17 protein-coding genes are annotated in these 23,336 nt (G+C 70.9%); 8 read left to right on the top strand and 9 right to left on the bottom strand.

Annotated features, from left to right (window positions below; genetic code table 11):
* Positions 1-267: 267 nt before the first annotated feature.
* The 3 genes from CP969_RS33425 (at position 268) to CP969_RS00375 (ending at position 2,409) form a co-directional block, all read left to right on the top strand.
* Positions 268-702, top strand: a complete 435-nt coding sequence (locus tag CP969_RS33425; protein ID WP_223887139.1) for a transposase family protein — start codon at positions 268-270, stop codon at positions 700-702.
* On the top strand, positions 699-1,871 hold the full coding sequence (locus CP969_RS00380; RefSeq protein WP_223887004.1) for a transposase: 1,173 nt from the start codon (positions 699-701) through the stop codon (positions 1,869-1,871). Before CP969_RS33425 ends, CP969_RS00380 begins: the two co-directional genes overlap by 4 nt.
* 325 nt (positions 1,872-2,196) lie before the next feature.
* The gene (locus CP969_RS00375; RefSeq protein ID WP_223887003.1) at positions 2,197-2,409 is read left to right on the top strand and encodes a hypothetical protein; all 213 of its coding nucleotides are present in this window, start codon (positions 2,197-2,199) and stop codon (positions 2,407-2,409) included.
* A 91-nt stretch (positions 2,410-2,500) separates the two neighbouring features.
* On the opposite strand, the gene CP969_RS00370 is transcribed toward CP969_RS00375, so the two are convergent.
* On the bottom strand, positions 2,501-3,583 hold the full coding sequence (locus tag CP969_RS00370) for an integrase core domain-containing protein (RefSeq protein WP_016828462.1): 1,083 nt from the start codon (positions 3,581-3,583) through the stop codon (positions 2,501-2,503).
* Positions 3,584-4,146: 563 nt separating this feature from the next.
* On the opposite strand from CP969_RS00370, the gene CP969_RS00360 reads away from it, so the two are divergent.
* A complete protein-coding gene (locus CP969_RS00360) occupies positions 4,147-4,917 on the top strand; it encodes an IS5/IS1182 family transposase (protein WP_026085593.1) in 771 nt (256 codons plus the stop codon).
* Between the two features lie 174 nt (positions 4,918-5,091).
* On the opposite strand, the gene CP969_RS00355 is transcribed toward CP969_RS00360, so the two are convergent.
* On the bottom strand, positions 5,092-5,295 hold the full coding sequence (locus tag CP969_RS00355) for a hypothetical protein (protein ID WP_016828464.1): 204 nt from the start codon (positions 5,293-5,295) through the stop codon (positions 5,092-5,094).
* 319 nt (positions 5,296-5,614) lie between these two features.
* Between CP969_RS00355 and CP969_RS00350 the strand changes: the two genes are divergently transcribed.
* Genes CP969_RS00350 through CP969_RS00335 form a run of 4 tightly spaced genes read left to right on the top strand, consistent with a single transcriptional unit; the run spans position 5,615 to position 14,124 of the window.
* Positions 5,615-7,246: a DUF2397 family protein gene (locus tag CP969_RS00350; protein WP_144055288.1), complete on the top strand. Its 1,632-nt coding sequence runs from the start codon at positions 5,615-5,617 to the stop codon at positions 7,244-7,246.
* The gene (locus CP969_RS00345; protein WP_106431114.1) at positions 7,243-8,619 is read left to right on the top strand and encodes a DUF2398 family protein; all 1,377 of its coding nucleotides are present in this window, start codon (positions 7,243-7,245) and stop codon (positions 8,617-8,619) included. The genes CP969_RS00350 and CP969_RS00345 overlap by 4 nt, the downstream gene beginning before the upstream one ends.
* On the top strand, positions 8,612-12,850 hold the full coding sequence (locus tag CP969_RS00340; RefSeq protein WP_016828467.1) for an SbcC/MukB-like Walker B domain-containing protein: 4,239 nt from the start codon (positions 8,612-8,614) through the stop codon (positions 12,848-12,850). Before CP969_RS00345 ends, CP969_RS00340 begins: the two co-directional genes overlap by 8 nt.
* A complete protein-coding gene (locus CP969_RS00335) occupies positions 12,847-14,124 on the top strand; it encodes a DUF2399 domain-containing protein (RefSeq protein WP_078495505.1) in 1,278 nt (425 codons plus the stop codon). Before CP969_RS00340 ends, CP969_RS00335 begins: the two co-directional genes overlap by 4 nt.
* A 312-nt stretch (positions 14,125-14,436) precedes the next feature.
* Here the strand turns inward: CP969_RS00335 and CP969_RS33420 are convergent, their stop codons facing one another.
* The 7 genes from CP969_RS33420 to CP969_RS00290 are packed head-to-tail and all read right to left on the bottom strand — an operon-like array spanning position 14,437 to position 23,238.
* Complete coding sequence (locus CP969_RS33420) at positions 14,437-15,495, bottom strand: hypothetical protein (protein ID WP_223887002.1); 1,059 nt, start codon at positions 15,493-15,495, stop codon at positions 14,437-14,439.
* A 5-nt stretch (positions 15,496-15,500) separates the two neighbouring features.
* Entirely contained in the window at positions 15,501-18,311 is a 2,811-nt protein-coding gene (locus CP969_RS00315; RefSeq protein ID WP_026085594.1) for a hypothetical protein, read from the bottom strand.
* Positions 18,311-18,676, bottom strand: a complete 366-nt coding sequence (locus tag CP969_RS00310) for a hypothetical protein (RefSeq protein WP_016828470.1) — start codon at positions 18,674-18,676, stop codon at positions 18,311-18,313. Before CP969_RS00310 ends, CP969_RS00315 begins: the two co-directional genes overlap by 1 nt.
* Complete coding sequence (locus CP969_RS00305; protein WP_039831389.1) at positions 18,673-21,369, bottom strand: ATP-binding protein; 2,697 nt, start codon at positions 21,367-21,369, stop codon at positions 18,673-18,675. Before CP969_RS00305 ends, CP969_RS00310 begins: the two co-directional genes overlap by 4 nt.
* On the bottom strand, positions 21,366-21,962 hold the full coding sequence (locus CP969_RS00300; protein WP_016828472.1) for a hypothetical protein: 597 nt from the start codon (positions 21,960-21,962) through the stop codon (positions 21,366-21,368). Before CP969_RS00300 ends, CP969_RS00305 begins: the two co-directional genes overlap by 4 nt.
* Entirely contained in the window at positions 21,959-22,303 is a 345-nt protein-coding gene (locus CP969_RS00295; protein WP_016828473.1) for a hypothetical protein, read from the bottom strand. Before CP969_RS00295 ends, CP969_RS00300 begins: the two co-directional genes overlap by 4 nt.
* Positions 22,303-23,238, bottom strand: a complete 936-nt coding sequence (locus tag CP969_RS00290) for a conjugal transfer protein (protein WP_039831390.1) — start codon at positions 23,236-23,238, stop codon at positions 22,303-22,305. Before CP969_RS00290 ends, CP969_RS00295 begins: the two co-directional genes overlap by 1 nt.
* Positions 23,239-23,336: the final 98 nt, after the last annotated feature.

Here is a 23,336-nt window from a genome sequence, read left to right as displayed (position 1 = left end):
GCCCCCACCCGCCGCCATCTGCCGCTGTGCGCGACCCTGTTCACCGCGGCCTGGCTGCCGCTGCTTGTCCCGCTGCCGGCTTGGTGCCTCTGTCCATGAGTGACAGGTTCTGGCACAGATCTTGGGGAGTCATCGCGGAGCGTTACCTCGATGTTCGATTGCGAGGGACTGGCTCGTACGAGACGGCGTACGCCTTGCGTCTGACAGCCGGAAGTGACGCCCCCTCAGGTGGATTCCGTTCGCTGCTCTGGTCGGCTGTGGACGGTGATGGTGCTGGTCATGCAGACCGATGCACCGTTCTGGGACTCGCTGGTGTTCGATGGAATCGACAAGGTGGAGGTCGAGGCGGTCACGGCCGCGTTCGGCACGGTCGAGGTGGTGGCGAGGGGCCGCGCGGCCGGGGCGGCGTGTCCGGACTGCGGCCGCTTCTCGGACCGAGTCCACGACCGTTACCAGCGCAGGCTGAAGGACCTTCCGCTTGCTGAGCAGGGCTTGGTAATCCGGCTGACGGTCCGACGCTTCATCTGCGGGTCGGCGGACTGCCCGCGCCGGACGTTCGCCGAGCCGTTCTCGCGGCTGGCCGCCCCGTACGACGGTTCACCACGCGGCTCAACCACGCCCTGGAGCGGGTGGGTCTCGCCCTCGCCGGGCGGGCCGGCGCTCGGCTGGCTGCCCAGCTGGGCTTCGGTGCAGGAAGGATGACCCTGTTACGCAGGGTCATGGCATTGCCCGATCCACGGTTCAGCACGCCGCGTGTGCTGGGCGTGGACGACTTCGCGATCCGCCGCGGCCAGACCTACTCCACCGTCTTGACCAGTGTCGAAGACCATCGCGTGGTCGATGTGCTCCCGACTCGTGAAGCCGGGCCGCTGGCCGCCTGGCTGATCAGCCATCCCGGCGTGGAGATCATCTGCCGGGACCGGGCGGGCGCCTATGCCGAGGGCGCCCGGCGCGGTGCCCCCGATGCTCTGCAGATCGCCGACCGGTTCCATCTGTGGCAGGCCCTCGGCCGGGCCGTGGAGACCTGCGTCGCCGCCCATCGCGACTGCCTGCGCAACCCGACGCCCAGCGGAATGTTGCCAGAGGTCACCCGACTGGCTTCCGGCCGGCCGCAGGGCGACTCGGCACCGCTCGGCCGGCGGGCCGAGCGGAAGAAGGCTGCACACGCCCTGGTCCACGAGATGCTCGCCCAGGGCCACTCACGCCGGGCAATTGCCCGGCACCTGGGCTGGGGCCTCAACACCGTCCTCCGGTACGCGAACGCCGCACGCTGGCAGGACACCATCCGCGAGAACCGGCCCCGACCCAGCAGACTGGACCCCTACAAGCCCTACCTAGAACGGCGATTCGCCGAGGGATGCACCAGCGTCACCCGACTGCACGGCGAGCTGGTTGCCGAGCGAGATCCTGTCACTTACGGCATGGTCCGCGCCCACATCGCCACCTTGCGCGAGGCTCCCGCCGCCGCACCGCCACGGCCACCGACGGTACGGCAGGTGACCGGCTGGCTCACCCGCCACCCCACGACCTTGGTCGAGGACGACCGCGTCAGCCTGAAGGAAGTCCTGGCCCGCTGCCCTGAACTGGACACGGCCGCCGGACACGTCCGCGGCTTCGGCGAGATACTCACCGACCGCCTCGGCTCCACGCTCCCCACCTGGATCGACGCAGTCGACGCCAGCCAGCTCCCCGGCCTCACCGGCTTCGCACTCCACCTGCTCCGAGACCTCGACGCCGTGACAGCCGGCCTCACTTTCGATTGGAGCTCCGGCAGCATCGAGGGCGCCGTCAACCGCATCAAGAAGATCAAGCGGCAGCTCTACGGCCGAGCCGGATTCGAACTCCTACGCAAGATGATCCTGCTCCAGTGACACTCCGACGCCCCGAGATCTGCACAGAACCGAGAAGCGGGCACATTTGCCGCGGTGGTGTGTGGACAGGGGAATCACCCACGTGCCCAGCCGTGGCAGGATGGCCTCATGTTGATCCGAAAGGGCGATGCCGCGTAGGCGTCCCAAGGCCGTCCGCGCAGAGCGGTGGCGGCCACGATGGCAGTATCCGGTCCTGAGGGTCCACGGTGTCTCCGCGCGGACTCGTGCAGCGATCCGCCGGGTCGAAGACCAAGAGATGTGGCCCAACGCGGTCGCCAACGCACTCTCGTGTTTCGAGTGGGCCTTCACACAGCCAGGACGCTACTTGGACGCCTCCGCGTTTGATTCGCCCGGGGTGGGAGATGCCCGTGATGACCTGGAGCAGGCGATGCTGCACCTTCCTCCCGGAGCCAGACGGGACTTGGGCCGACTGATCACGCGCATCGATGAGGAATTCGAGCGCCGCACCTTGCCGGAGCCCAACTACAACGAGTGGGCGGCGACGCGCTGGTGGTGGACCAGAATGCGCGAACGCTGACCGGCCCCGAGATCACTGCCCCTCCCCGCAATCGAACGAACCTGTCACCCTCCGCGACCGCTCCCTGTGCGTGCCGACAACCTCCGTCACCCTATGCGACCTGCGCGTACTCGTGGATAAGGCCGCCGAGGCGGTCACGCCGGAGGATGCGCGATGGGGCGTCGACGGCGGGTGGTTCGGGCGCGCCGAGGCCGTCGGGGCACCGTTGTCCCAGTGATCGGTGAGGCCGATGCTCGTTGTGGTGATCGGCGTACTCACCGACGATGAGCCGCAGGTGCCGCTCCCCGGTGATCAGGACGCGGTCGGCGGCCTCGCGCCTGCAGGATCCGACCCAGCGCTCGGCGATCGCGTTCATCCGGGGCACGCCCGGCAGGATGGGCACGACCCGGGCACCGACGGCGGTGAAGACCGCATCGAAGCCCCCGGTGAAGTAGTCGGCGTTGTTCCGGATGAGGAATCTGACGCCTTCGCCGCGTGTGTCGTCCCAGCTCATGAGGAGGTTCCGGGCGCACTGGGTGGCCCACGCGGCGGTGACGTGCCGGGTGACGCCGGCGATGTGGACCCGCCGGGTGCCGTGCTCGACGAAGAACAGGACGAACAGGCGCCGCAGGAGAACGGTGTCCACGTGGAAGACATCGACGGCGAGGATCCCGCGGGCCTGAGCCTTGAGGAACCGGGCCCAGGAGCGGTCGGCGCGCTGGGGTGCCGGGTCGATCCCAGCCTCTTGGAGGATCTTCCACACCGTCGAGGCGGCGATCTTCCAGCCCGGGTTGAGCGGTTCGCCGTGGATCCGGCGGTACCCCCACCCGTCATTCTCGCCAGCAAGGCGCAGCACCAGAGCACGCAGCGCCTCGGGCTTGGCCGGACGCCCCGGGCCTCGGTGCGGGTAGGTCCACTTCTTCGCGACCAGTCTCGCGTGCCAGCGCAGCACGGTACGCGGGGTGACCAGCAGCTTCGGCGATGAACGGTGACGCTTGCTCAGCAAGCGGAGCAGGGCGGCGAGCACCGCGCGGTCCCCGCGGGTGAAGGCTGGCTTGGGGCTGCCGCGCTGCAGGACGGCCAGCTGGTGCCGGAGCACCGGTATCTCGGCATCCTTGGCCGCGGAGGAGCGGGCCAGCAGGCGCAGCCAGCCGAGCAGGAGGCAGCCGGATCGGTAGACCAGACGGAACGTCACGCTTCCCAAGCCTGCGCCGACGGGCTCGCGAACACCTTCGATGTGATCCCATCGTGACTCTGAAGCCGCAGCTCAGCACAGGTGACAGGGTTGTCGGCACCCACAGGCACGGGCGGCAGCCTCTGTCAGTGCCGCAAGGTGCTTGCGCGGGTAGTAGTCCGCACGCTGTCCCCGACGGTCGTGGACACTGACAGGGACGGTGGCCAGGGCGGAGATCCGATTGAGGGCGTCGACGATCGGAATGGCAAGGCTCGGGTCGCCCAGGCTCGTCACAGTCTTGGATCCGACGCCGTCCAGACCCTGGTAGGTCGCCAGGACCTGGGTCTTCCCGCGGTTGGCGTGCTGAGAGTAGATGGTCAAGGGGACGCCTTTCGCCCGCCCGGCATACAACGGCTGGACAGGAGAGGTGCGCAGGGATGGGAGGAGGTGGTGGCGAGGGCGCTTTCCGACGCTCCGTACCTCAAGGTGCTTGGTGGTGGCCCGGGTGCTTTCCCAGGCTCCTTGCCTGCCCGCAGGCTAAGCGCTGTCCCGTAACTGCTGGTCACGGGTGAGATGATCATGGTGTGTCTGGTGTGATCACGGCGGCGGAGCCGTCCTGGATAGCCCCGTTCACCGGGCTGAGCCCACGTCAGTTCGGCAAACTGATCACCGCGCTGCGACGCGAGGGCGCCGACCCGGTCCGCAGGGGCCGGCCGTGGAGCCTGCCGCTGGAGGACCGGGTCCTGCTGGTCGCGGCGTACTGGCGGACCAACCTCACCCTGCGCCAACTGGCCCCGCTGTTCGGGGTGTCGAAGTCCGCGGCTGACCGCATCATCGACCACCTCGGACCGGCGCTCGCCCTGCAGCAGCGCAAGCGGTTCCGCAGGGACACGGTGCTGATCGTGGACGGCACGCTGGTGCCCACGCGTGACCACACCATCGCCGAGCAGTCGAAGAACTACCGGTACTCCACCAACCACCAGGTCGTCATCGACGCCGACACCCGGCTCGTCGTCGCCGTCGGCCGGCCGGTCGCGGGCAACCGCAACGACTGCAAGGCGTGGGAGCTGTCCGGCGCGAAGGACGCCGTCGGCAGGACCACGGTGATCGCGGACGGCGGCTACCGGGGCACCGGCCTGGTCATCCCGCACCGCCGCGAGCGCGGTCAGACCGAACTCCCGGACTGGAAAGAGGACCACAACCGCTCACACCGCAAGGTCCGCGCCCGCGTCGGGCACGTCTTCGCCCGCATGAAGACCTGGAAGATCCTCCGCGACTGCCGCCTGAAAGGCGAAGGCGTCCACCACGCCATGCTCGGCGTCGCCCGCCTCCACAACCTCGCCCTCGCCGGGTGACCGGAAAACGACGCTGGTCATCCAGCATGTCGTAGATCATTTACGGGACAGCACTTAGACGTATCGGCGGCGCGCCACAAGCGATTTTGCCGAGCAAGGTCCGGGCGCACCGATGGCGTGGGTTCGCGTACGGCCGGGTGAGTCCACGGTGGCGGGGCTCATGTGCGGTTGTATTCAGGCGATGTCGACGCCATGGGCGCGGGCGAGTGGGTCAAGGCCGTCGGCCCAGCCCTGGCCGAGGGCGCGGAGATTCCCTGCCGGATGGCCGTTGTGGAGTGCCGAACTCACCGAAAAGTCGAACGTTTTATCGAATTTATAGAACAGGGAAGGCACACTCTCGGCGGCCACGCTTATGGCCTGGGTTTCATCCCTCAACATGGCTGAATACCTTCCGGTGGCTCTTGGAGGCGAAGGTTGCGAATCCTGCCGCCTCAGCGCCGGTTCCGCGGGCGGCCCCCTACTTGCTGCCGCGGTCATCGGGGCAGCTCAAGCATGCCAGTGGCCGTGCGTGGAACAGCGGTTGGCTGGGGGCAGTTCTTGATCACCTCTGTCCGAGGGGAGGTGATGCATTCTCGTCACAAGCGGCATCACGGGAACTCCTTGAATTCGTGCCTTTCCGAGGACGTTGTCAGTGGGGGCATCTACCTTCCAAAGGAGGCTTGGGACAAGCGCTCTTGGCATCGTGAATGGGGGAGTGGTGTCACCAGAAGAAGAGAAGCCCGCCGCAGCCGACAGCGTGACCGACGCGCGTAAGGTCGTGGGATATCTGGTGCGGCCGGAGTCCAGCGAATACATCGCGATCATGGACGTGCTGGAGGGGTCGGTGACCGACTTGACGGTTGCCGAGGTCGCGGTAGCACTGGTGGCTGCCGGAATGCGCTTGGACGCACGCCTGGTGGAGAAGCGCCTGGACGCGCTGAAAGACATGGGCGCGGTTTCGTTCCGATCGGACACCAGTCACGCACGCCGCTACGCCGAGATCCTGCCCCGGAACTGGCGCTACACCGCCAGCCCGGCGGGCAGGCACGTCCAGCGTTTCTACCGGCAGGTCCTGGCGGGAACGGTCACCGTGCGGGAAATCCCGATCGTGTCGCTCAGCCGCATCGTGTCCTACCTTGAGCAGCTCGCTGCAGCCTTGGGCGTGGGCGAGCCCGATGCCGGCCTTCTCGACGCTACCGTGCTGGATGCCGTGAGTTCCGTGTTCACCAGCCACGACGACCTCGACGCCGCCCTGGTCGGTGCCGAGGACGCCCTGATCGGTCTCGCCGACCGGTTCGACCTGGACGAGGAACACACCAACGACCTCAAAGGGCTGCTGGTCGACTACGCCACCCGCGTGGCAGCCGAACTCGACTCCGGCTCCGCACGGGCCGCCGCAGCACTCGCGGTGCTGCGGCCGTGGTTCGGCCTGCTGGCCCAGGTGGCTGTCGATGCCTCCCAGGCCCGCGACCTCATCGCCGCAGGTGCCCTCAGCGCCTCCCGCGGCGGCCGCGCGGAGGACTGGGAAGGACTGTGCGCGTGGTTCGACGCCCGCACCGGACGGGCCGCACGGTTTTCGCTGCGCCTGGTGAGGGCGCTCCCGGGCATGCACGCCAACCTGCGTCGGCTGCACTCCTCGGCAGGCACCGCCTCCACCCGCAGCCGCGCCCTGGCCCTGGCCCGGGCGGTATTGACCCCGGAGATCGGGGTACAGATCTTCCAGGCCGCGGTCGGCGACCATTCCTGGCGCAAGCTCTACGGCCAGGCTGACGAAGACGACATGGGCCGCAACCCGTCCTGGCGCGGCGGACCGCAGGTGCCGGTGCCGACCCTGCTGCGCACCGCCGGCCGGTCCGGTCCGCGCGGCAGAGGCGCCGCACCACGCGACGACACCAAGGCCAAGGCCCAGGTCGCCGAGGCCCGCGCACGCCGCCAAGCGGGTCACCAAAGGGCGCTCGCCGCGGTCCTGGCCGCGCTTCCCGGCCAGCAGCTGGACGAGGCCGCCGCTCGGGCCGCGCTCGCCGCCCTGATGGCCGCCGCCCGCGCCGCCGCAACCGGGCCCCGCCGCACCGGCACGAGCGGCGGTCTCGCCTGCACGCTCGTCCATACCGGCTCCGGTACCGGCATCCTGAACGCCCCCACCTGGCGGGTGCTCCTGCCCGGACGCATCCCGCTCTTCCACCGGCCCGGCCAGCGTCCTTCCGCCGCGGCTCTCGCCGCCCTCGAGGGAACCACGACGACCAACGACCCCTCGGCGCACGCAACCCTGCGCATCACCCCGCACACCGGTCCGAACACTCCCGACAACGGCACCTCCCCCCTCGTTGCCCGACAGGAGGGCGCAGCATGAACGAGGACACGGACCTTCCCGCACGCGAGCCGGCGCCCGCATCGGATGCTGCACCTCCTCACCCTGCGCATCGGCGGCGCAAGGCATGGCGCCCCGAAGCCGACGCCGAAGTCGCCTCACTCCTGCGCCGCTTGGCGGCCACCTGCTGGCTCATCGGCGGCCGCCACGACGAACTCATCGCCGCGGTACGCCGCAACGAGCACGCCCTGCGCTCCGCCGTCGCCCGGCTGGGATGGGTCCTGATCGTCGAACGCGACCTGGTGCGCCTGCGAAAGAGCCCGCCGCCACGCCCCCAGGCCTGGGCCGACCAGGGACCGAGTCCCGCCGCCTGCTCCTGGTTCTTCCTGCTGCTGGCTGCCGCCGAGTCGATGCCGCCGCGTACCGCCGTGGGACACCTGGTCACCCAGGCCCACGCCGCCGCCGCCGAGGCCGGACTGCCCGTCCACCACGACATCACAGAGCGTCGGGCCATCCTGGCCGCCCTGCACATGCTCGACGACCGCGGCGTGATCGAACGCCTCGACGGTGACCTCGACCGCTACCTGCACGACGAACAAGCACCCGTTCTGTTGGCCGTCCACCACACCCGGCTCGCCTACGTCATCGCCAATCCCGGCACCCTCGACCCGGCCGCCGACCCGCAGGCATGGCTGGAACAGGCACAGCGCGAACCGGACGCCGCCCGCCGAATGCGCCGCACGCTCGTGGACGACACCTGTGTGCACACCGCGCTACTAGACGATGCCGAGGCGCAGTGGCTCAGCCAGCGTGTGCGCGGCGACGACGGCGGCCCGCTGGCCGACGCGTTCGGGCTCGTGCTGGAACGCCGCGCGGAGGGAGCCGCATTCGTGGTGCCCGACGACGCCTTCCGCCACCTCAGCGAACTCGGCCCGATGCCCTTCCCGGCACCCGGGACCATCGCCCACGCCGCGCTGCTGCTCCTCGACCATGCCGCCCTGCACGGCACCGCCGAGAACGCCCCTGGGCCGGGCTGGCGCGGCCTGAGCGAGGAGGCGGTGGTGGCAGCACTGACGGCATTCGGCGCCAACAACGCCGCGGGTCGCGGCGGCTGGAGCACCGAGTACGTCCAAGACCCCCTCCTGCTGGTCGGCAAAGTCCGCGACCTGCTGACGGGCACCCACCTGGCCCGGCTGACCCCCACCACCCCGCAGGCCGACGGCAAGACCACGCCCCTGTGGTGGTTCGCCCCCACCACCGGCCGCTGGGCGGAGGAAGGCACCGCCCAGCCCAAAACCGCCCGCACCGGCCCGCGCCGCGGCACACCCACACCGAAGCGCCCCCCAGCCCTGCAGCAGGGCCTGTTCAGCGCGACCGAGACCGACAAGAACCCGAAGGGCACCCTGCATGAGTGACATCCTCGACCTCGACTTCGCCCTGCCCCCGGTGCCCGCACCATCAGGCAACACCGGCCGCTTCGGCGGCCGCTGGCGGCTGGTCGGCGCCGGACTGTCGAACGTGTGGCGCTACGGCGACTTGGAACTGCCCGCCGCATCGGGCCGGCTGCTGCTGCGCGGACCCAATGGCACCGGCAAAACCACCGCGCTGGAAGCTCTATGGCCCTACCTGCTCGATCTGAACGCAGCCAAACTGGCCGCCGGCAAGGCACGCCCCACCACCCTGAAACTCCTGATGAGCGAAGGCGCCCCGGCCAAGGGCCGCCGTTACGGCTATCTGTGGCTGACGTTCGCCGCCCCGGCCAGCGAACCGGAACCGAACACGCCGGACGCGGCGGCAGACGACGACGTCAGCTTCGGTGTTCGGCTGCAGTACTCACCCAGCTCCACCCCCGCCGTCAGGGTCGTCCCCTTCACCGTGCCCGGCCGGCCGCTGAAAGACCTGGCGCTGCGCGGCCCCAACAACAGCGCCCTGGAGTATGAGGAGTTCTCCGACCGCGTCGAGGCCGCTGGCGGACGGGTCTTTGCCGAGCCCGAGGACTACATCGAAGACCTGGCCGCCCGCATCTGGTCCACCACCTCCGGCGAACTGCGGCTTCTCGCCTCACGGCTGCGGGAAGTGCGCAATCCCACCTTGCTGGGCGACGTATCCCCGGCCGCAGCCGCCGACGCACTGCGCCAGTCCCTGCCCGGCGTGGCCGAGGACGTTCTCACCGCCACCGCCGAGGCCCTCGCCGAATCCGACACCACCCGCGAGGCGTTCGAACGCGACGAGCACGCCGCCACCCTCCTTGAGGAGTTCGCCCGCGTATGGACCGGGCACGCCGTCGACGTCACCCGCACCGCCCACACCGCCGCACGCCACGCCCACGACGACGCCAGCACGCGCAAGCGCCGCGTCCAGCAGTGCACCGGCCTGCTGGAGAGCGCGAAGGCCGAAGCCGACCGGGCCGCAGGCGACGTCCAACGACTCGACAACGCCCACCACAAGGCCCAGGCCACCGTCCGCGCCATCGAAACCAGCGACGCCTACCGCTCCCACGGCCACGTCATGGACCTGCGTAAACGGCTCCGCGCCGAACAGCACGCTGCATCCAGCAGCTACGACAGCCTGCACACCGCCGCCCAGCAGGCCCGCACCCAGACCAAGACCGGCCAAGAAGCCCTGGACGACGTCATCGGCGACCTCGCACAGACCCTGGCCGACGCGGAGGCGGCCGGTTCCCCGCCGGTGGCACTGGAGACCCTGCTTGCCCACCATCCCCGGGCCCGCGTCACCCGTCTGGTCGCCGACCGCATCGCCGACCCGGGCCCGGGCATCACCCTCACTCACGACCGCGAAGGCCTCGACCAACTGGCAACCACATGGAGGGCCCGAGCCCAGGAACACCGTTCCACGGCCGACCGGGCCGCACTGGTCCTGCGCGACCACGACCCCGTCGCGGCGGCCGAAGAGACAGCCGCGACCGCACACCGCGCGGCAGCCAGCGCCGAGAGCGCCTACGACGAAGCCAGCCAGGCCCATGACCGCGCCACCGCCGCAGCCCGCTCGGCCGCCCGCCAGGCACTCGCCGAGTTGACCCGGTGGGCACCCGAACACCCCGCTCTGCGGGGCCTGCACGACGAAGCACCCCTGGACAGGGACGACCTGACGGTGTGGGACACGGACGACGTCGAGGCCCTCATCCACGCAGAACCCGCCGCAGTCCGCGACCAGCTCAACAGCTGGGCCGACCAAGCTCTGCGCATCGGCGAAACCCTCGCCGCCGGTCACGAGAGCGCAGCTCAACAACACCTCGCCACTGCGGCAAGCCTCGACGCCACCGCCACCCAGCACCGCACCGAAGCCCGCCACCTGCGCTCGGGACGGCTCCTGCCACTGCCGCGCCCCGCCTGGGCCGGGTCGGGCGAGGACGACACCGCGCTCGGCAGCCTGCTCGAATGGCACCCCGCCCTCGACGACGCCGACGACCACAAGGCCCTGCTGGAGCTGGCCCTTGCCCGTTCCGGCATCCTCGGCGCCCACCTGCACCAGGGCGGCGCCACCACCCACGCCTGGCACATCAGTCCCACAGGGGCCGTCCAAGAGCACAACCTGACCGCTGTCCTCGACATCGCCCCCGGCCACCCGCGCGCCGACCTCGCCCACGCCGTCCTGCAGCACATCGCCCTGGCCGACACCGCCACCGCCTCCGTCCACGGGGACACAACGGCTCTCGTCATCGGCCGCGACGGCACCTTCACCGCCGGACCCCTCGCCGCCGACCCCGCCACCGCCCTGCGCGCCGCCGGCCGCCCGATCCCCGTCGCCTCACACATCGGCGCCCGCACCCGCCTCGCACAGGCACGCGCCAGGGCCGACGAACTCGGCGCCACCGCGCAGGAACTCGAGACGAGCGCCGCCGACCAGCGCCGGCTCGCCGACGAGCGCCGCCAGCAACGCGACGCCCTCCGCGCCGAAGGCCGAGGCTTCCCCCCACGGGACGAGCTGACCACCGCCGAGGCCGAACGCTCCCGCACCGCCAAGACGGCGCATGAACGCCACCGCACCGCACAGACCTTGCGCCGGCGGGCCGATGACGCCGCGGCCGAACACACCCGCCAGCGCACCGCCTGGGAGACCCGCGCCCGCAGCCTCGGCCTGCCCGCCGACCCCGGCGGCCTGGCCCAGCTGATCGACACAAGCCAAGCATCGGCCCAGCAGCTGAACGGCTGCGCAACCCAGCTGGCCACCCGGCTGCTGCCCCGGATCCAGCGCATCGTGCAGACCCTGCCCGATGAAGCCGCCCTGACCGAACGCCTCGCCGAACTCCAGCACACTGCCCAGGACATGCACTCCACCGTGCTCGAGACCCGGGCAGAACTCACCGAAGCCCAGTCCCACGGCGACGCCGACGACGCGGCACGCCGCTACGAGCAGGCCACCGCCCAGGCCAAGGACCTCCACCAGCAACTCAAGCACGCCGCAGAGCAGGCCCTCATCGCTGAAAAGCACCTCAGCACCTGCGAAAGCGACCTCACCGCCGCCCAAGAACGCCTCGAGGAAACCCTGCCCCTTCAGAAAACCACCCGGGCACACCTGACCGCACTGCTCGCCTGGCCTCCCCTTGCCCAGGCCCTCGGCGTCGACCCCCGACTCACCTCCCAAGACACCGACACCGCCGAGCTCCTCACCGCCGTCGACGACCTGCTCGTCCGCCGCCCCACCGCCTCCAAGAAGACCCTCGGCGAACGCTACGACGCCATCCGCGCCGAACTCGCCCAGACCTGGACCATCGCCCGCGACGACCCGCCCGCCGGCATCGAACAGCTTGACACCTTCGTCCTCACCCACGCGGAAACCCACTACGCCCCCCTCACCGCCGCCCAACGAGCCCAAACCCTCGCCGGCCGGGCCAAGGCCGCACTCGACGCCGCGGAAGCGGCAGCGCTGCGTGACTTCGTCATCGGCCGCCTGCCCTCCGCCATTGGCACCGCATGGGCCGCCCTGACCGGCTGGAAGAAGACCGTCAACCGCAAAATGCGGGCGGCCCAGGCATCCTCCGGCGTCGGCGTACAAGTCCAGATCGACCTCCGCAGCGACCTGGACCCAGCCACCCGCACCGTGTACCAGCTGTCCTGCACCGTCGGCGACGCCCTACGCACCGACGCGCAGAAAGAAGAAGTCGGCCAGGCACTGCAGTCCCTGCTGGCCGCCGCGGACGGCTCCACCATGAAAGAACGCCTCGCCGTCGCCGTAGACATCCGCAACTGGGTCGAAGTCCGCTACCTCGTGGAGCGTCCCGGGCCCGACGGCAGGCCCGTCACCGGTCAATGGGGTTCGCGCACCGGCCTGTCCGGCGGCGAACGACGCCTGGTCGTCCTGGCTCCCATGCTCGCGGCCATCGCCGCCAGCTATGACCGCTTCACCAGCACCGGCCTGCGCTTGGTCCCGCTCGACGAAGTTCCTGCGGAAGTCGACGAGCGCGGCCGCGAAGGACTGGCCCGCTACCTCGCGGAACTCGACTTGGACATCCTGTGCACCTCCTACCTGTGGGACGGCGCACCCGGCGCCTGGGACGGCATCGACGCCCACGATCTCGAATCAGGCGCCGACGGCACCGTCGTCGCCTTCCCCATGCTCATCCGGGCAGGCCAAGCCCTGCCCGGAGACACGGATCCCGCAGTCCAGGCCGAGGGAGAGGCATGAGCTGCCTTCTGTGTGAAGGTGCATGCGACGAAGCCGATCTGGCCCCACTGCTCAGTCCCGAACTCGTCTGGCTGTGGCAGGCTCTGGCAGCGGCGGCCGACCGGCGCGGAGACGAGTCCCTCACCAGCGGGCCTGCCGTGACGGTGATTGTGCCCGCGGACCCGGCGGAGCGGGCCGCCGCAGCCGGTCTCATCGACGGCCGGCCCTTGGAGCCGGGCCAAAGCCGCCGCGTCAGTCTTGAACGACTGACGGCCGCCGTGGCCATCCGCGGTCCCCGTCTCACCCCTGGCGCCGTCGCAGCCCACGCCTGTAACCGACGGCTGGCAGTAAACGCCCGCCGCCGTACTCAACAGGCCGTCGCGGCCGACCGCATCCGCACCCAAATCGAAAGCGCGGCCGCCGAGTTACCTGCCCATGTCCGCGATCTCGTCGGCCCAGAAACCGTCTTCACCCGCCTGCGCACCCTGGGATGGGTCACCCGCCTGCTCAATGCGCCGGATCCCGCCGAACTGCTAAGCCAGGCGCTGCACGTTGCCGCGCGACTGCCTCCGCCGGGGCGGCGTATCGACCGCCGCCTCCTGGTATCCGGCAATCCCCACGCACTTGATACGGGCGCACTGCCTGCACTCGTGCTGGCCCTGACCGGATCCTCCGGTACCGCCGTGCGTTCGGGCTGGGCACGTCTGGGGGTGGACTGCGACGATCTGCTCGGCGGGCTCATCATCACCGGCGTCACGCCCCGGGGGTGGCGGGTCCCGCCCGGTGCGACATTCACTCTGCCGCCCCGCGAGCTGGCCCATATCGACTGGGAGCCTCCCGAGACCACCGGCACGTGGGTCTTCGTTACCGAGAACCCCTCCGTGCTGGCCGCAGCCAGCACCCAGGCCTTGGCCCGGGAAAGCCTCGTGAGACCACGGGTGATCTGCACCGCCGGCACACCCTCCCAACGGGAATGCGAAGCCATTGGCGCTCTGGCGGACGCCGGATGGAACATCGCCGTGCGCGCTGACTTCGACCAGGCCGGCCTGGCACACATGCGTGCCCTCCTGGCTGCAGCACCTTCCGCGGTTGCGTGGCGGATGGGCGCAGCCGACTACCTCGCGGCCGTCCTCGAGGGCACTGACGTCCTGCATCTGCAGGGCTCGGATGCCCCCTGGGACGACCACCTGGTACCCGTGATGCGCGAACACTCCGTGCCGGTCTACGAGGAGGATCTGCTTCCCGCATTGCTGGCCGACATCACGGCCGGTGCACCGGGCTCTTGTGTTCTGTGACGTCCGGTAGCTCCGAGAACTCGTTTCGGAGCGTGCCGCGCACAGCGCGGCGAACAGGCCGTCGCCCCCCGGGGGTCCGCGTGGCGGGGATGTGGTGGCGGAAGAAGGCCCCCCGTGGCGCGGGCTTTGAGTCCGCGGTGCCAGCGCAGTCCGGGAACGGGGAAACGGACGATGGCGAGACCGGCGCGCACGAGGGCGATGAGGGCGCGGTTGATTGTCTCGCGCGCAGAGCACGTCTGCTGGCCTACCTGGGTGATGCCGGTTCAGCTTCGCCGTGCCGCGTCCGCTTTCCGCACCATCTTCGCCGCGTGGTCAGCCGAGTCGGCCAAGTTTCGGAGTACGCAGGAGACCCGGCTGAGTAACTCCACAACGTGGTCGACGAGGCCGTCCCGCTTGGTGCTGGTGCGGAAGGTGGTGCTCTGGGCCACGGTCGGCTCCTCGGGAAAGGGGTGATGGGTGTGCTGTGCCCACTGTGGCACCGGGGACTGACATGTCAGGCGGAAACACGACATCCTGTGGGGCTCGTTTATTCATCGCTGCAAGTGAGGGCGCATCTCGGGCGCCTTCAGGGGCGGTTGGGATCATGCGCGAGTGATCGTGCCGTTGCTGTACCAGATGACCCGGAAGCTGCTGTCCGTCCCGACGGTGCTCCTGCGCCGCGACCCGGCCAAGGACGCGGAGCTGCCCGTGCTGCGGCACGAGAACGCGGTGCTGCGTCGGCGGCTCAAGCGGCCGGTGCGCTACGAGGCCGCGGGCCGGTTCTGGCTCACGGCGCTGTCCGCACTCATCCCCCGCCGCCGTCGGCGAGCGGTCTTCCCGATCACCGCGGGGACCCTGCCGGCCTGGCACCGCCGACTGATCGTGGCGAAGTGGGACTACACCGCCCGACGCGGTCGAACCGGCCGTCCACCCGTCAAAGCCGCGCTCAAGAAGCTCACCCTCCTCCCCGCTCGCGGTGCCGTCCCAGCGTCCGTTGTCGGTGTCGGGGAAGACGGTGATGTTGCCGCCGGCGCCGGAGCCGTTGAGGAGCACCCCGTAGATCTTCGGACGAATGTCCCCGCCCGCGCTGACGGTGCGGCCGGCGGCGTGGTTGGACTCGACCTTGGCGATCCCGGCCAGGACCGGCCAGCGCATGCCCCGGCACCGGGGCACGTGCCGACCCACCCGCTGCACGGCGTTCTTGTACGCGGCGAGCATGCGCGGCGGAATGTCCGCAGCCGTACCGCCGTCGACGACACCACCGTCGCCGTTCGCAGCGCTCTGCAGCGCGACATAGGCACTGATCGCGTTCGAGACCGGAGCAGCACAGCACACCGCGGACAACAGCACCACCACACCGATGAACCCCCAACGTCCCAGACGGCGCCGCATGCGCCTCACTCCTGCTCACCGTCCTCGGACGCCCCGGGCGACTCCTGCCGGCCGCGCTCCTGGCGCAGCCGCTCGGCCTCGGGCGCGGTCCTGCGCATCAGCTCCTGCATCCGGACCCGGGCCTCCTCGCGTGCACGGCTGTGTGCACTGTCGCCGCCGGGAAGCACCGGCCCCGGAGCAGCCGAACCGTTACCGCTCGGGAGCCGGTTCGGTGACGTCGCCGGTGCGCTTACCTGCGTGGCGCCGCCTTGGACTGGAGATGCTGGCGCGCTGCTCTGTGTGGAGGAGGGCTGAGAACGGCTCGTGACACTGTCTGCACTTGCTGTCTGCTGCAGGGGGTTCGGCCGTCGCCCGGGAGCCGACGCCGGTGCGGTCGGGAGCCGGCGGCCGCCCGACGAAGCGGGCCCGCCCGGGGCGTCAGGGTTCTCCCGCAGCGCGCGGGAGACCTGCCGGGCGGTGTCGCTCCAGGCCCGGCCATCCTCACGGACGGTGTTGCCCCACACCCGCACCTGCTGGCGGGCGTCCTGGGAATAGCGCGACCCGGCTGCCTTGGCCTGACGGACCGTGGCCGGCAGGCCGACGGTCGCCCCGTAGGCGGCCCGGCCGCCGCGGTGCAGGATGCGGTAGCCGCGCAACCGCACGAGCCGGTTGTGGGCGCGGGTGGACAGCAGGGTGCGGTCGGCATGCTGGTTGTGCAGGACCTCACCTGTGGCTGCGTCGATGATCTGGCCGTCGTCGTCGCGGTAGCGGTCACGCGGGCCGCCGGGCCTGTGCGGTCCTGCGCCCGGGCCTGCCAGCCCGCCGCTGCCCGGCCCGCCTGGTCCTTGACCGGGCGTGCCGCCGGCGTGCGGTTCGTCGCCGTCGGCCGTGGGTTTTTGCCACTTGGCCAGTTGCTCCCGGTCCGGACGCTTGCCGATCAGCAACCAGTGGCCGCCCTTCGCGCCCAGCCGCGCTCCCAGCCCGCCCACAGCTGCCGCCGCGGTCAGTGGGGCGAGTCCGCGCCCGGCTTCGGCGCTCGCGTCGGCGAGGATCCGTCCGGTGTCGACGGGCATGCCCGCCCCGTCGACCAGGGAACCGAGGGTGCCCATGAGCCGCTGCCGGGTGCCGAGCATCCCGAACCGACCACCGCCGGTGAAGGCGCGCAGCCCGCCGCCGTACCCACCGAGTGCGGCGGGGGAGTTCATGGCCAGGGCGGCGCCGAGTTCGGAGGTGTCGCCGGGCAGGTGGGTGCCGCCGACCTTGGCGTAGCGCATCCGCATCGCCATGCGCCGGCCGAAGGAGCTGATGCCGGTCAAAAGCCTGCGGTGCCCGGCCGCCCCGGCGACGGCCAGCACGTCGATCAGCAGGATCCGCTCCACCATCAGATCGGGGCCGTCGGTGAGGGTGGCATCGACGGCAATCGCGAAGAACGGCACGAACGCGCACACCCCGACCAGGGCGAGGACGGCGATGCCCCAGACCGACAGCCACTTCCACACCGACTGGCGTGCGGGGCCGGGCAGCATGGCGGCGACGAAGGTGATGCCGCCCGCGGCGGCGGCCGCCGCGCAGATGGCCTGGGTGCCGAGCAGCACGATGGTGCTGGACAGAAGCATGCCGCAGATGAACAGCGCGGCGACGAGCAGCAGCAAGGCTCCGCCGACCCGCCACCAGGTGGGCTTCTCGGCGTAGGCGGCCGATGCCTTGCCGACGTCGCCGGCCCGCTTCAAATCCTGCAGGAAGGCGTCGAACTCGCGGTCCTCGTCGGTGACGAGCGCGTTGGAGGCATTCAGCAGCTCGCCGCCGGGCGTGAGCGAGGGAAGATCGTCGTCCGTTCCGGTGTCGCGCGCGATGTCCTCGCCGCTGGGGACGCCTTCTGCAAAGCCGCGCTCACAGTACGCCCTGCCGGGGCCCTTGATCTTGCTGCAGACGTCCTTTCCGCGGTCCGAGACCGAGACGTCGCCCGCCTCGTACCCGCCGGTGATCCACTTCAGATGGACGGCGTACGCCGTGCGGTCGGCGGGCTTGGCCGGGTCGAGGATGCGCCCGTACTGCAGCAGCATGTACGGCTTGACGATCAGCGCATTGGTGACCGCGTCCTGAAGCGGCCGGGCGATGTCGGTGGAAGAGGCCGGCGTGGCGGCCTCCCGCCGGTAACAGTCGGCCTCGGCGGCCCCCGTAGCGGTGGCGCACGGGGAGCTGCTGGCGAGTTTGCCGCCCCAGTCGTAGGCGTTGACGCTCTGCTGGGCGACCTCGATCCCCACCTGCTGGCTCTGCCCCAGCGGCCCGTTTGCTGCCAGGAGGTAGTCCGGGCGGACGAACGCGGACGCGGCGAACGCCGCGATCAGCAAGGTCAGGAACATCTCCCCCAGACCGCGGCCGATGCGGCCGCGCACCAGCAGGAAACCGGTGAACACGAAGGACCACGCCAGCAGCAGCCCCTTCACCCCGAGGGTGTCGACGACGACGTCGTCGTAGACGTCGGCGACCTTCTGCGCGGGGGCGGTGAGGATCTTCAGCAGCGGAAACCGGAACGCCACCTCGATCGCCCACCCGGCGAGGCCGGCCAGCAGCCGGATCAGGGTGAACAGCCCCGAGAGGGCGAACGCCAGAGCCTGGGACTTGAAGGCCACGATGGAGCCGCCGGAGGCGTTCAGCTCGTACCCGTTGATCGGCACACCTTCGGAGGAGTCGATGTTCAGCGGCGCGAGCAGGCCCTCACTCTCACTGTTGCTGCCCGCCGCGTACACGACCTGGCTGTTGACCATCACAAACACACCGGCCAGCAGCACGACGAACCCAGCTGAGCGCAGCGTGCCGCGGGCTGCACGCACCATCAGCCCCGCCCCCGCCGCCCGGCGGTCCGTCCCCGCCACAGCACGAGGGAGGCCAGGCCCACTCCGGCCGGCACCAGCCTGCTCACCGCTCCCGCGACGTCGTGGCGTCCGGCAGAGGCGGAGACGGAGACCGTGAAGCCCCGCTCGCAGTACGCCTTACCCGGCCCCATGATCGCCTCGCACGGATCCTGACGCGGGGCGGGGCGGTCCTCGGCGGCGAAGGCCTGCCCGGTGCGCGGCCACCAGGCCTCCGGCAGGCTCACCGACAGCACCAGGACGAGCACGCCGACGGCCACGACGATGACGGTGAGGACGCTCGCGGTGGCGGCGATGCGCCGGGAGCGGCTGGGGGAAAAGGAGCTCATGCGTAGGGTTCCTCTGGACGGCCACCTGGACGCTCACCGGCGGTGGCGCCGGCGAGCGGCGCGGATGCGGGGGCGGTGGTACGGCGTCCCGGGGTGGTGGTGATGGAGGTGGCGATGCGCTCGATGCGGGGGATGACGGCCTTGACGCGGCCGGTGTTCTGCCGCGGGCAGGTCAGCAGGAACTCGCCCTCGCGGCCCTTCTGGCCGACCGGGGACAGACCGGTGGTCACCAGCCGCACCAGCTCCGGGTCGGTGGGGTCCAGGCCGACGAACTCCAGCCCGCGCCGTGCCCGTTCACGGTCGGTGGTGCGGGCCAGTGCCCGATAGGCCATCAAGCCTCGGTCCGGCCCAAGCTCTTCGGCGTCGTGGGAGCCGGCGATGAGGCCGGCGCCGTGCTTGCGGCCGTCGTGGAGGATCTCGTGGACCAGCGCGGTGCCCTCGGCCGAGGAGGTGAGCCAGTACAGCTCGTCCAGCACCACCGCGGTGAACCGCTCCGGGTTTTCGAACGCGGTCTGCCGGGCGATCGCCGCGATCAGGTAGAGCACCGCGCGCCCGATCAGCGCCTCCAGCGGCTGCTGGTGCAGCACCTCCGGCTTGTCGAACGCCGCCTTGGGCGGCAGCTTCAGCCCGGTCGTGGTGATGACGATCAGGTCGGAGGCGCCGGAGGCGTCCAGCCGCACCGGCGGCAAGGCGGGGTCGAACACCATCCGAGCCAGGGGATTGGTGGCCACGACCCGGACCAGACCGGTGAGGGTGGCGGCCGCGTCCTGCCGCTTGCCCGCCTCCCGCGCGGCCATCTCCTGGAGAACTTCCAGCACGCGGTACATCGACGGCTGCTCGCTGGCGGAGGCCTGCTCGACGGCGTGGTGCAGCACCTCGCCGCTGGTGCTCATCGGCCCGATGCCCAGCTGCAGAGTGAGGTAGGACAGGGCGTAGTGGCGGCCTTCAGGACCGTCGAACATGCGCAGCGGGTCGATGGAGACCTCTGCCTGGGTGGCGTCGATGATCTGGTAACGGTCCCTGGCGGCGGTGCGCGCGAAAGTGGCCCACTCGCGTACCGGGGTGCGGTCGATGCAGATGGCGACCCCGCCGCGAGCCCACACCGCTTCCGCGATCAGCTTTTCCAGGACGCTCTTGCCGGCGCCGAGGTCGCCGACGATGCCCATGGAAGCGGAGGCGTCCTGCTTCGGCGCATCCGCCACGTTGATCATCACTGGGCGGGTGGTGCCGCAGTCCAGGTCGATCCCGAGGAACATGCCGTTGGGATCGCCGACCTCCGCGGTGGTGAAAGCTCCGCCCAGTGCCCAGTCCTCGGAGAGCTGGTGCTGGGTGAACTCGCGCACCACCCCGGGCCGCACCGTGCCCGGCAGACCGAGCATGAACAGGGCTTCCTGCAGGCCGGCCGGGCGCACCGCCCGGTAGTCGGCGCCGCCCAGCAACGCCGCCAGCGCCCGGGCGCGGGCGTCACAGATCGCGGCAGTCGGCCCCCACACGGTCAGCACGGTGACGGACTGGACCTCGACTTCGACCGACGTGCGGGACAGGCGGGCGTCCAGCTCGCCCAGGTCACGGGCGGCCTCGGTCAGCGAGGCCGGCATCCCCGTCGGGCGGGCGTCGTACTGGTCGGCCTGGTCGATGAGTTCGTTCTTCTTCCGCCGCACCTGATCCCGCGCCTTCTCCGCGGGCACGAGGGTGAGGTCGACGATGTAGTCGACGGGGAACTCCAGGGTTTCCAGCTGGGCGAACAGGTCCGCGGCGTCCTGACTGACGGCGGGCGGGCACTCGGCCAGCACCAGCTGCGCCTGATAGCCAACCCCGGCATCGGACTCGACCTGCAGCCAGCGCCGCCCCAGCGGCGAGGTGGTGTTCAGCCGCCACCAGGCCTTGCGGCCCGACCGCGTGAGCGTGCCCGCGCTCTTGAGCTCGTCGACGTTGTCGAGGTCGGGGTCGATGCCGCCTTCCTGCAGGCGGACCTGGCCGAGGTCGGCGTAGCTGGGGGAGCGCAGCACACCATCGCGGATCTGCCCGCCGTACAGCTCGCTGCTCTCGGCCTCGGCCAGCAGCGGCTCGGGCATGCCGCGGTGCAGGGCGTGCTGGATCATCCACACGATCTCCGCCGGGTGGGCCGGGCGGAAAGCGATGCCGCCGGCGAGCGCGGCCTCCACCCGGGAGGCCTCCTCGCGGTAGGCGCTCACCTCCCGCCGGGCCACGGGAGCGGCCCGCATGCCCAGCATCGGGGCGACGTCCGCCCACATCGCTCCCAGCGAGGCAGCCAGCTGACCACCCGCGGCATCGCTTAGCAGCGGCACCGCCAGCCACAGGGTGCGGCGGTGCATCTCCTGGCCGTCCAGCAGAGCCAGGGTGGCCTCGACGTTCTCCACCCACGGATGCGGCTGTCCGCCCGGCGCCTGCTCGGCCGGCTCGAGGCCCTCGATCATGCGCAGGGCGATCTCCCCGGCATCGACCTGCGCGCACAGCCCGAACAAGCGCGGCGCCCCGGACAGCGAACGCACCAGATGCGTGACCTTGGTGAGCTGTTCGTCGCGGACCGCGGCCGGCACATAGGTGCCCTGCACGGTCTCCTCACGCCGCCCCCGCGCGTCGGGGCCCGGGTGCAGCCGGTAAACGGCCCACACGCTGCCGTGTGTCGACCACACCAGATGCCCGGCAATATGACGGATCGGCACCCTCATCGCACACCCCCGCCCCGCTCGGCGAGCGCGAGCAGCTGCTGTACCCCCGACACCGGACCCACCGGCTCCTGGCGCGCACGTACCGCCGGGCGCCGCGGCGTGGGCGTGCGGGGCACCGCGCTCCGGCACGGCCTCCGGCCGGCAGCGTGCTGCGCGGTCTGATCCGGTACGGCCGCAGACGACGAAGACGGGGCAGCGCCGTGCTCGATGGTGGGGGCGCCTTCGACGGTGAAGCCGCCCAGCAGCGCGCGGGCAGCACGGTCCCGGGCGGCGCGCCCGCCGATCCGCCCGCCGTGCGGCTGCCAGGCCAGCAGCACCCAGCCCAGCGCGGCCTGCAGCGGGGCCCGCCCCCCGATCTTCGGGCGGCGCACCGCCCAGATGGCCAGCGCCCAAGCCGCGATCGGCACCGGTCCCATCCATGACCACAGCGGGATCGTCTTGATCAGGAGGAAGCCGCCGCCGACAGCGACCGCGATCTGCGCCGGAGTGTAGGGGCCGAGCGGGATCCTCCAGTCGGCAACCTTGCCCAGCACCCACGGATGACGACGGGCCGCGGTGTAGAAGCGTCCGACCCGTCCTGCGGTCGCGCTCACAGCCACCCTCCGGCACCGGCGGAGTGCTCCCGGGAGAGGAGAAGCGGATCGGCACCGCGCGCGGGGCCGGAGACGGCGGGGGCGCCCTGGGCGGGGTTCTTCACCTCGTCCTCGAACATGTCCGCCAGGTCCTCGCGGGAGTTGTACAGCCCCAGCGCGATGATCATCAGCAGCAGGGCGCCGATACCGGCCTTCAGACTGAACTTCTGGATCATGATGACGACCACCAGCACGACCAGACCGGCCTGCAGGCCCTTGGTCGCCCAGTCCTCGAACATGGTGATCCAGCTGTCGCCGAGGTCATCCAGCTGCCCGGCGAGCACCACACCGTGCACCCCCATCACGACCGGCCCCCCTTCTTGGCGAACCCGGACCCGAGCGCCACCACGTCCCACCTGCCCGAGCGGGCCGTGAGCTCCATCTCGTAGGCCAGCGGCCAGCGCCCGGCTGCGTCGCGGGCCTCCACCTGCGCCAGCACGCGGACCGTGATGCCGTCGTCCGGCACCTTCTCCCCGGCCGCGGTCTCCTCGAGGGCGAGGACCTGCCGGACGGTAACCGCGCTGTACGGGGCAGGGGAGACGGCCGACAGCTTCACGCCGGGCGCGAGATAGCGCTCCACCTCACCGGCGCCGGTGAGGTAGGCGCCCAGGAACTGCCCGACCGTGGAGGACAGCTCCCCCTCCGGGACCCTCACGCCGTACGGCGACTTCGTCACCTCGGCCCGGGCCGGACCGGCCACCACACTCGGCACTTCGGTCACCGTGAACGAGCCGCCGTCGTCACTGGACGCCACCGGGACGGCGAAGTAGCGCATTGAGGCGTCGGCGTACTGCGCAGCCACCGTCACCCACCACCGGCCGGCCTCGTGCTGTGCACTGCGCACCGCAGTCACCGATTCCAGCCGCGCGTGCGCATCGGCGGCCCGGTCGGGCAGCTCGACGTCCGGCGCCAGCGACTGCGCAAGCCGGGCCTGCGCAGTGGCGGTGTCGTCGGCGCTGCTGCGCAGCCACGCACCGACGAACAACTGCGCATAGCCCGACGGGTCGGCCGCAGCGGTTGCCGTGGTGCGCATCGTGGTGGACGTGGACTTCGGGATGGCCGCGACCGTGGTCGGGCCAGAGACCACCGCCGCGCCCAGGGCGACGGGCCCGGCCGCGATCGCGGTGAACAGGACCAGACGCGACAGGCGTACGCGGCGGCGCATCTTCTCCAGCCGGACGCCCGCGGCCACCACAGCCGCTGCTTCGGGTTCGGTGGCCTGCTTGCCAGGAGACATGGTCAAACTCCCAGGTCATCAACGTGTACGTGCTGACCTTGAGAGAACCCGCCGACCCCGACCAGACCACCGACCATGAACCCCCGACCACGGTCACG

Origin of the sequence: Streptomyces viridosporus T7A, assembly GCF_008704515.1 — a bacterium.
GTDB lineage: Bacteria > Actinomycetota > Actinomycetes > Streptomycetales > Streptomycetaceae > Streptomyces > Streptomyces viridosporus.
The sequence above is the reverse complement of the archived record's forward strand: the minus strand, read 5'-3'. Positions and strand labels throughout refer to the sequence as shown.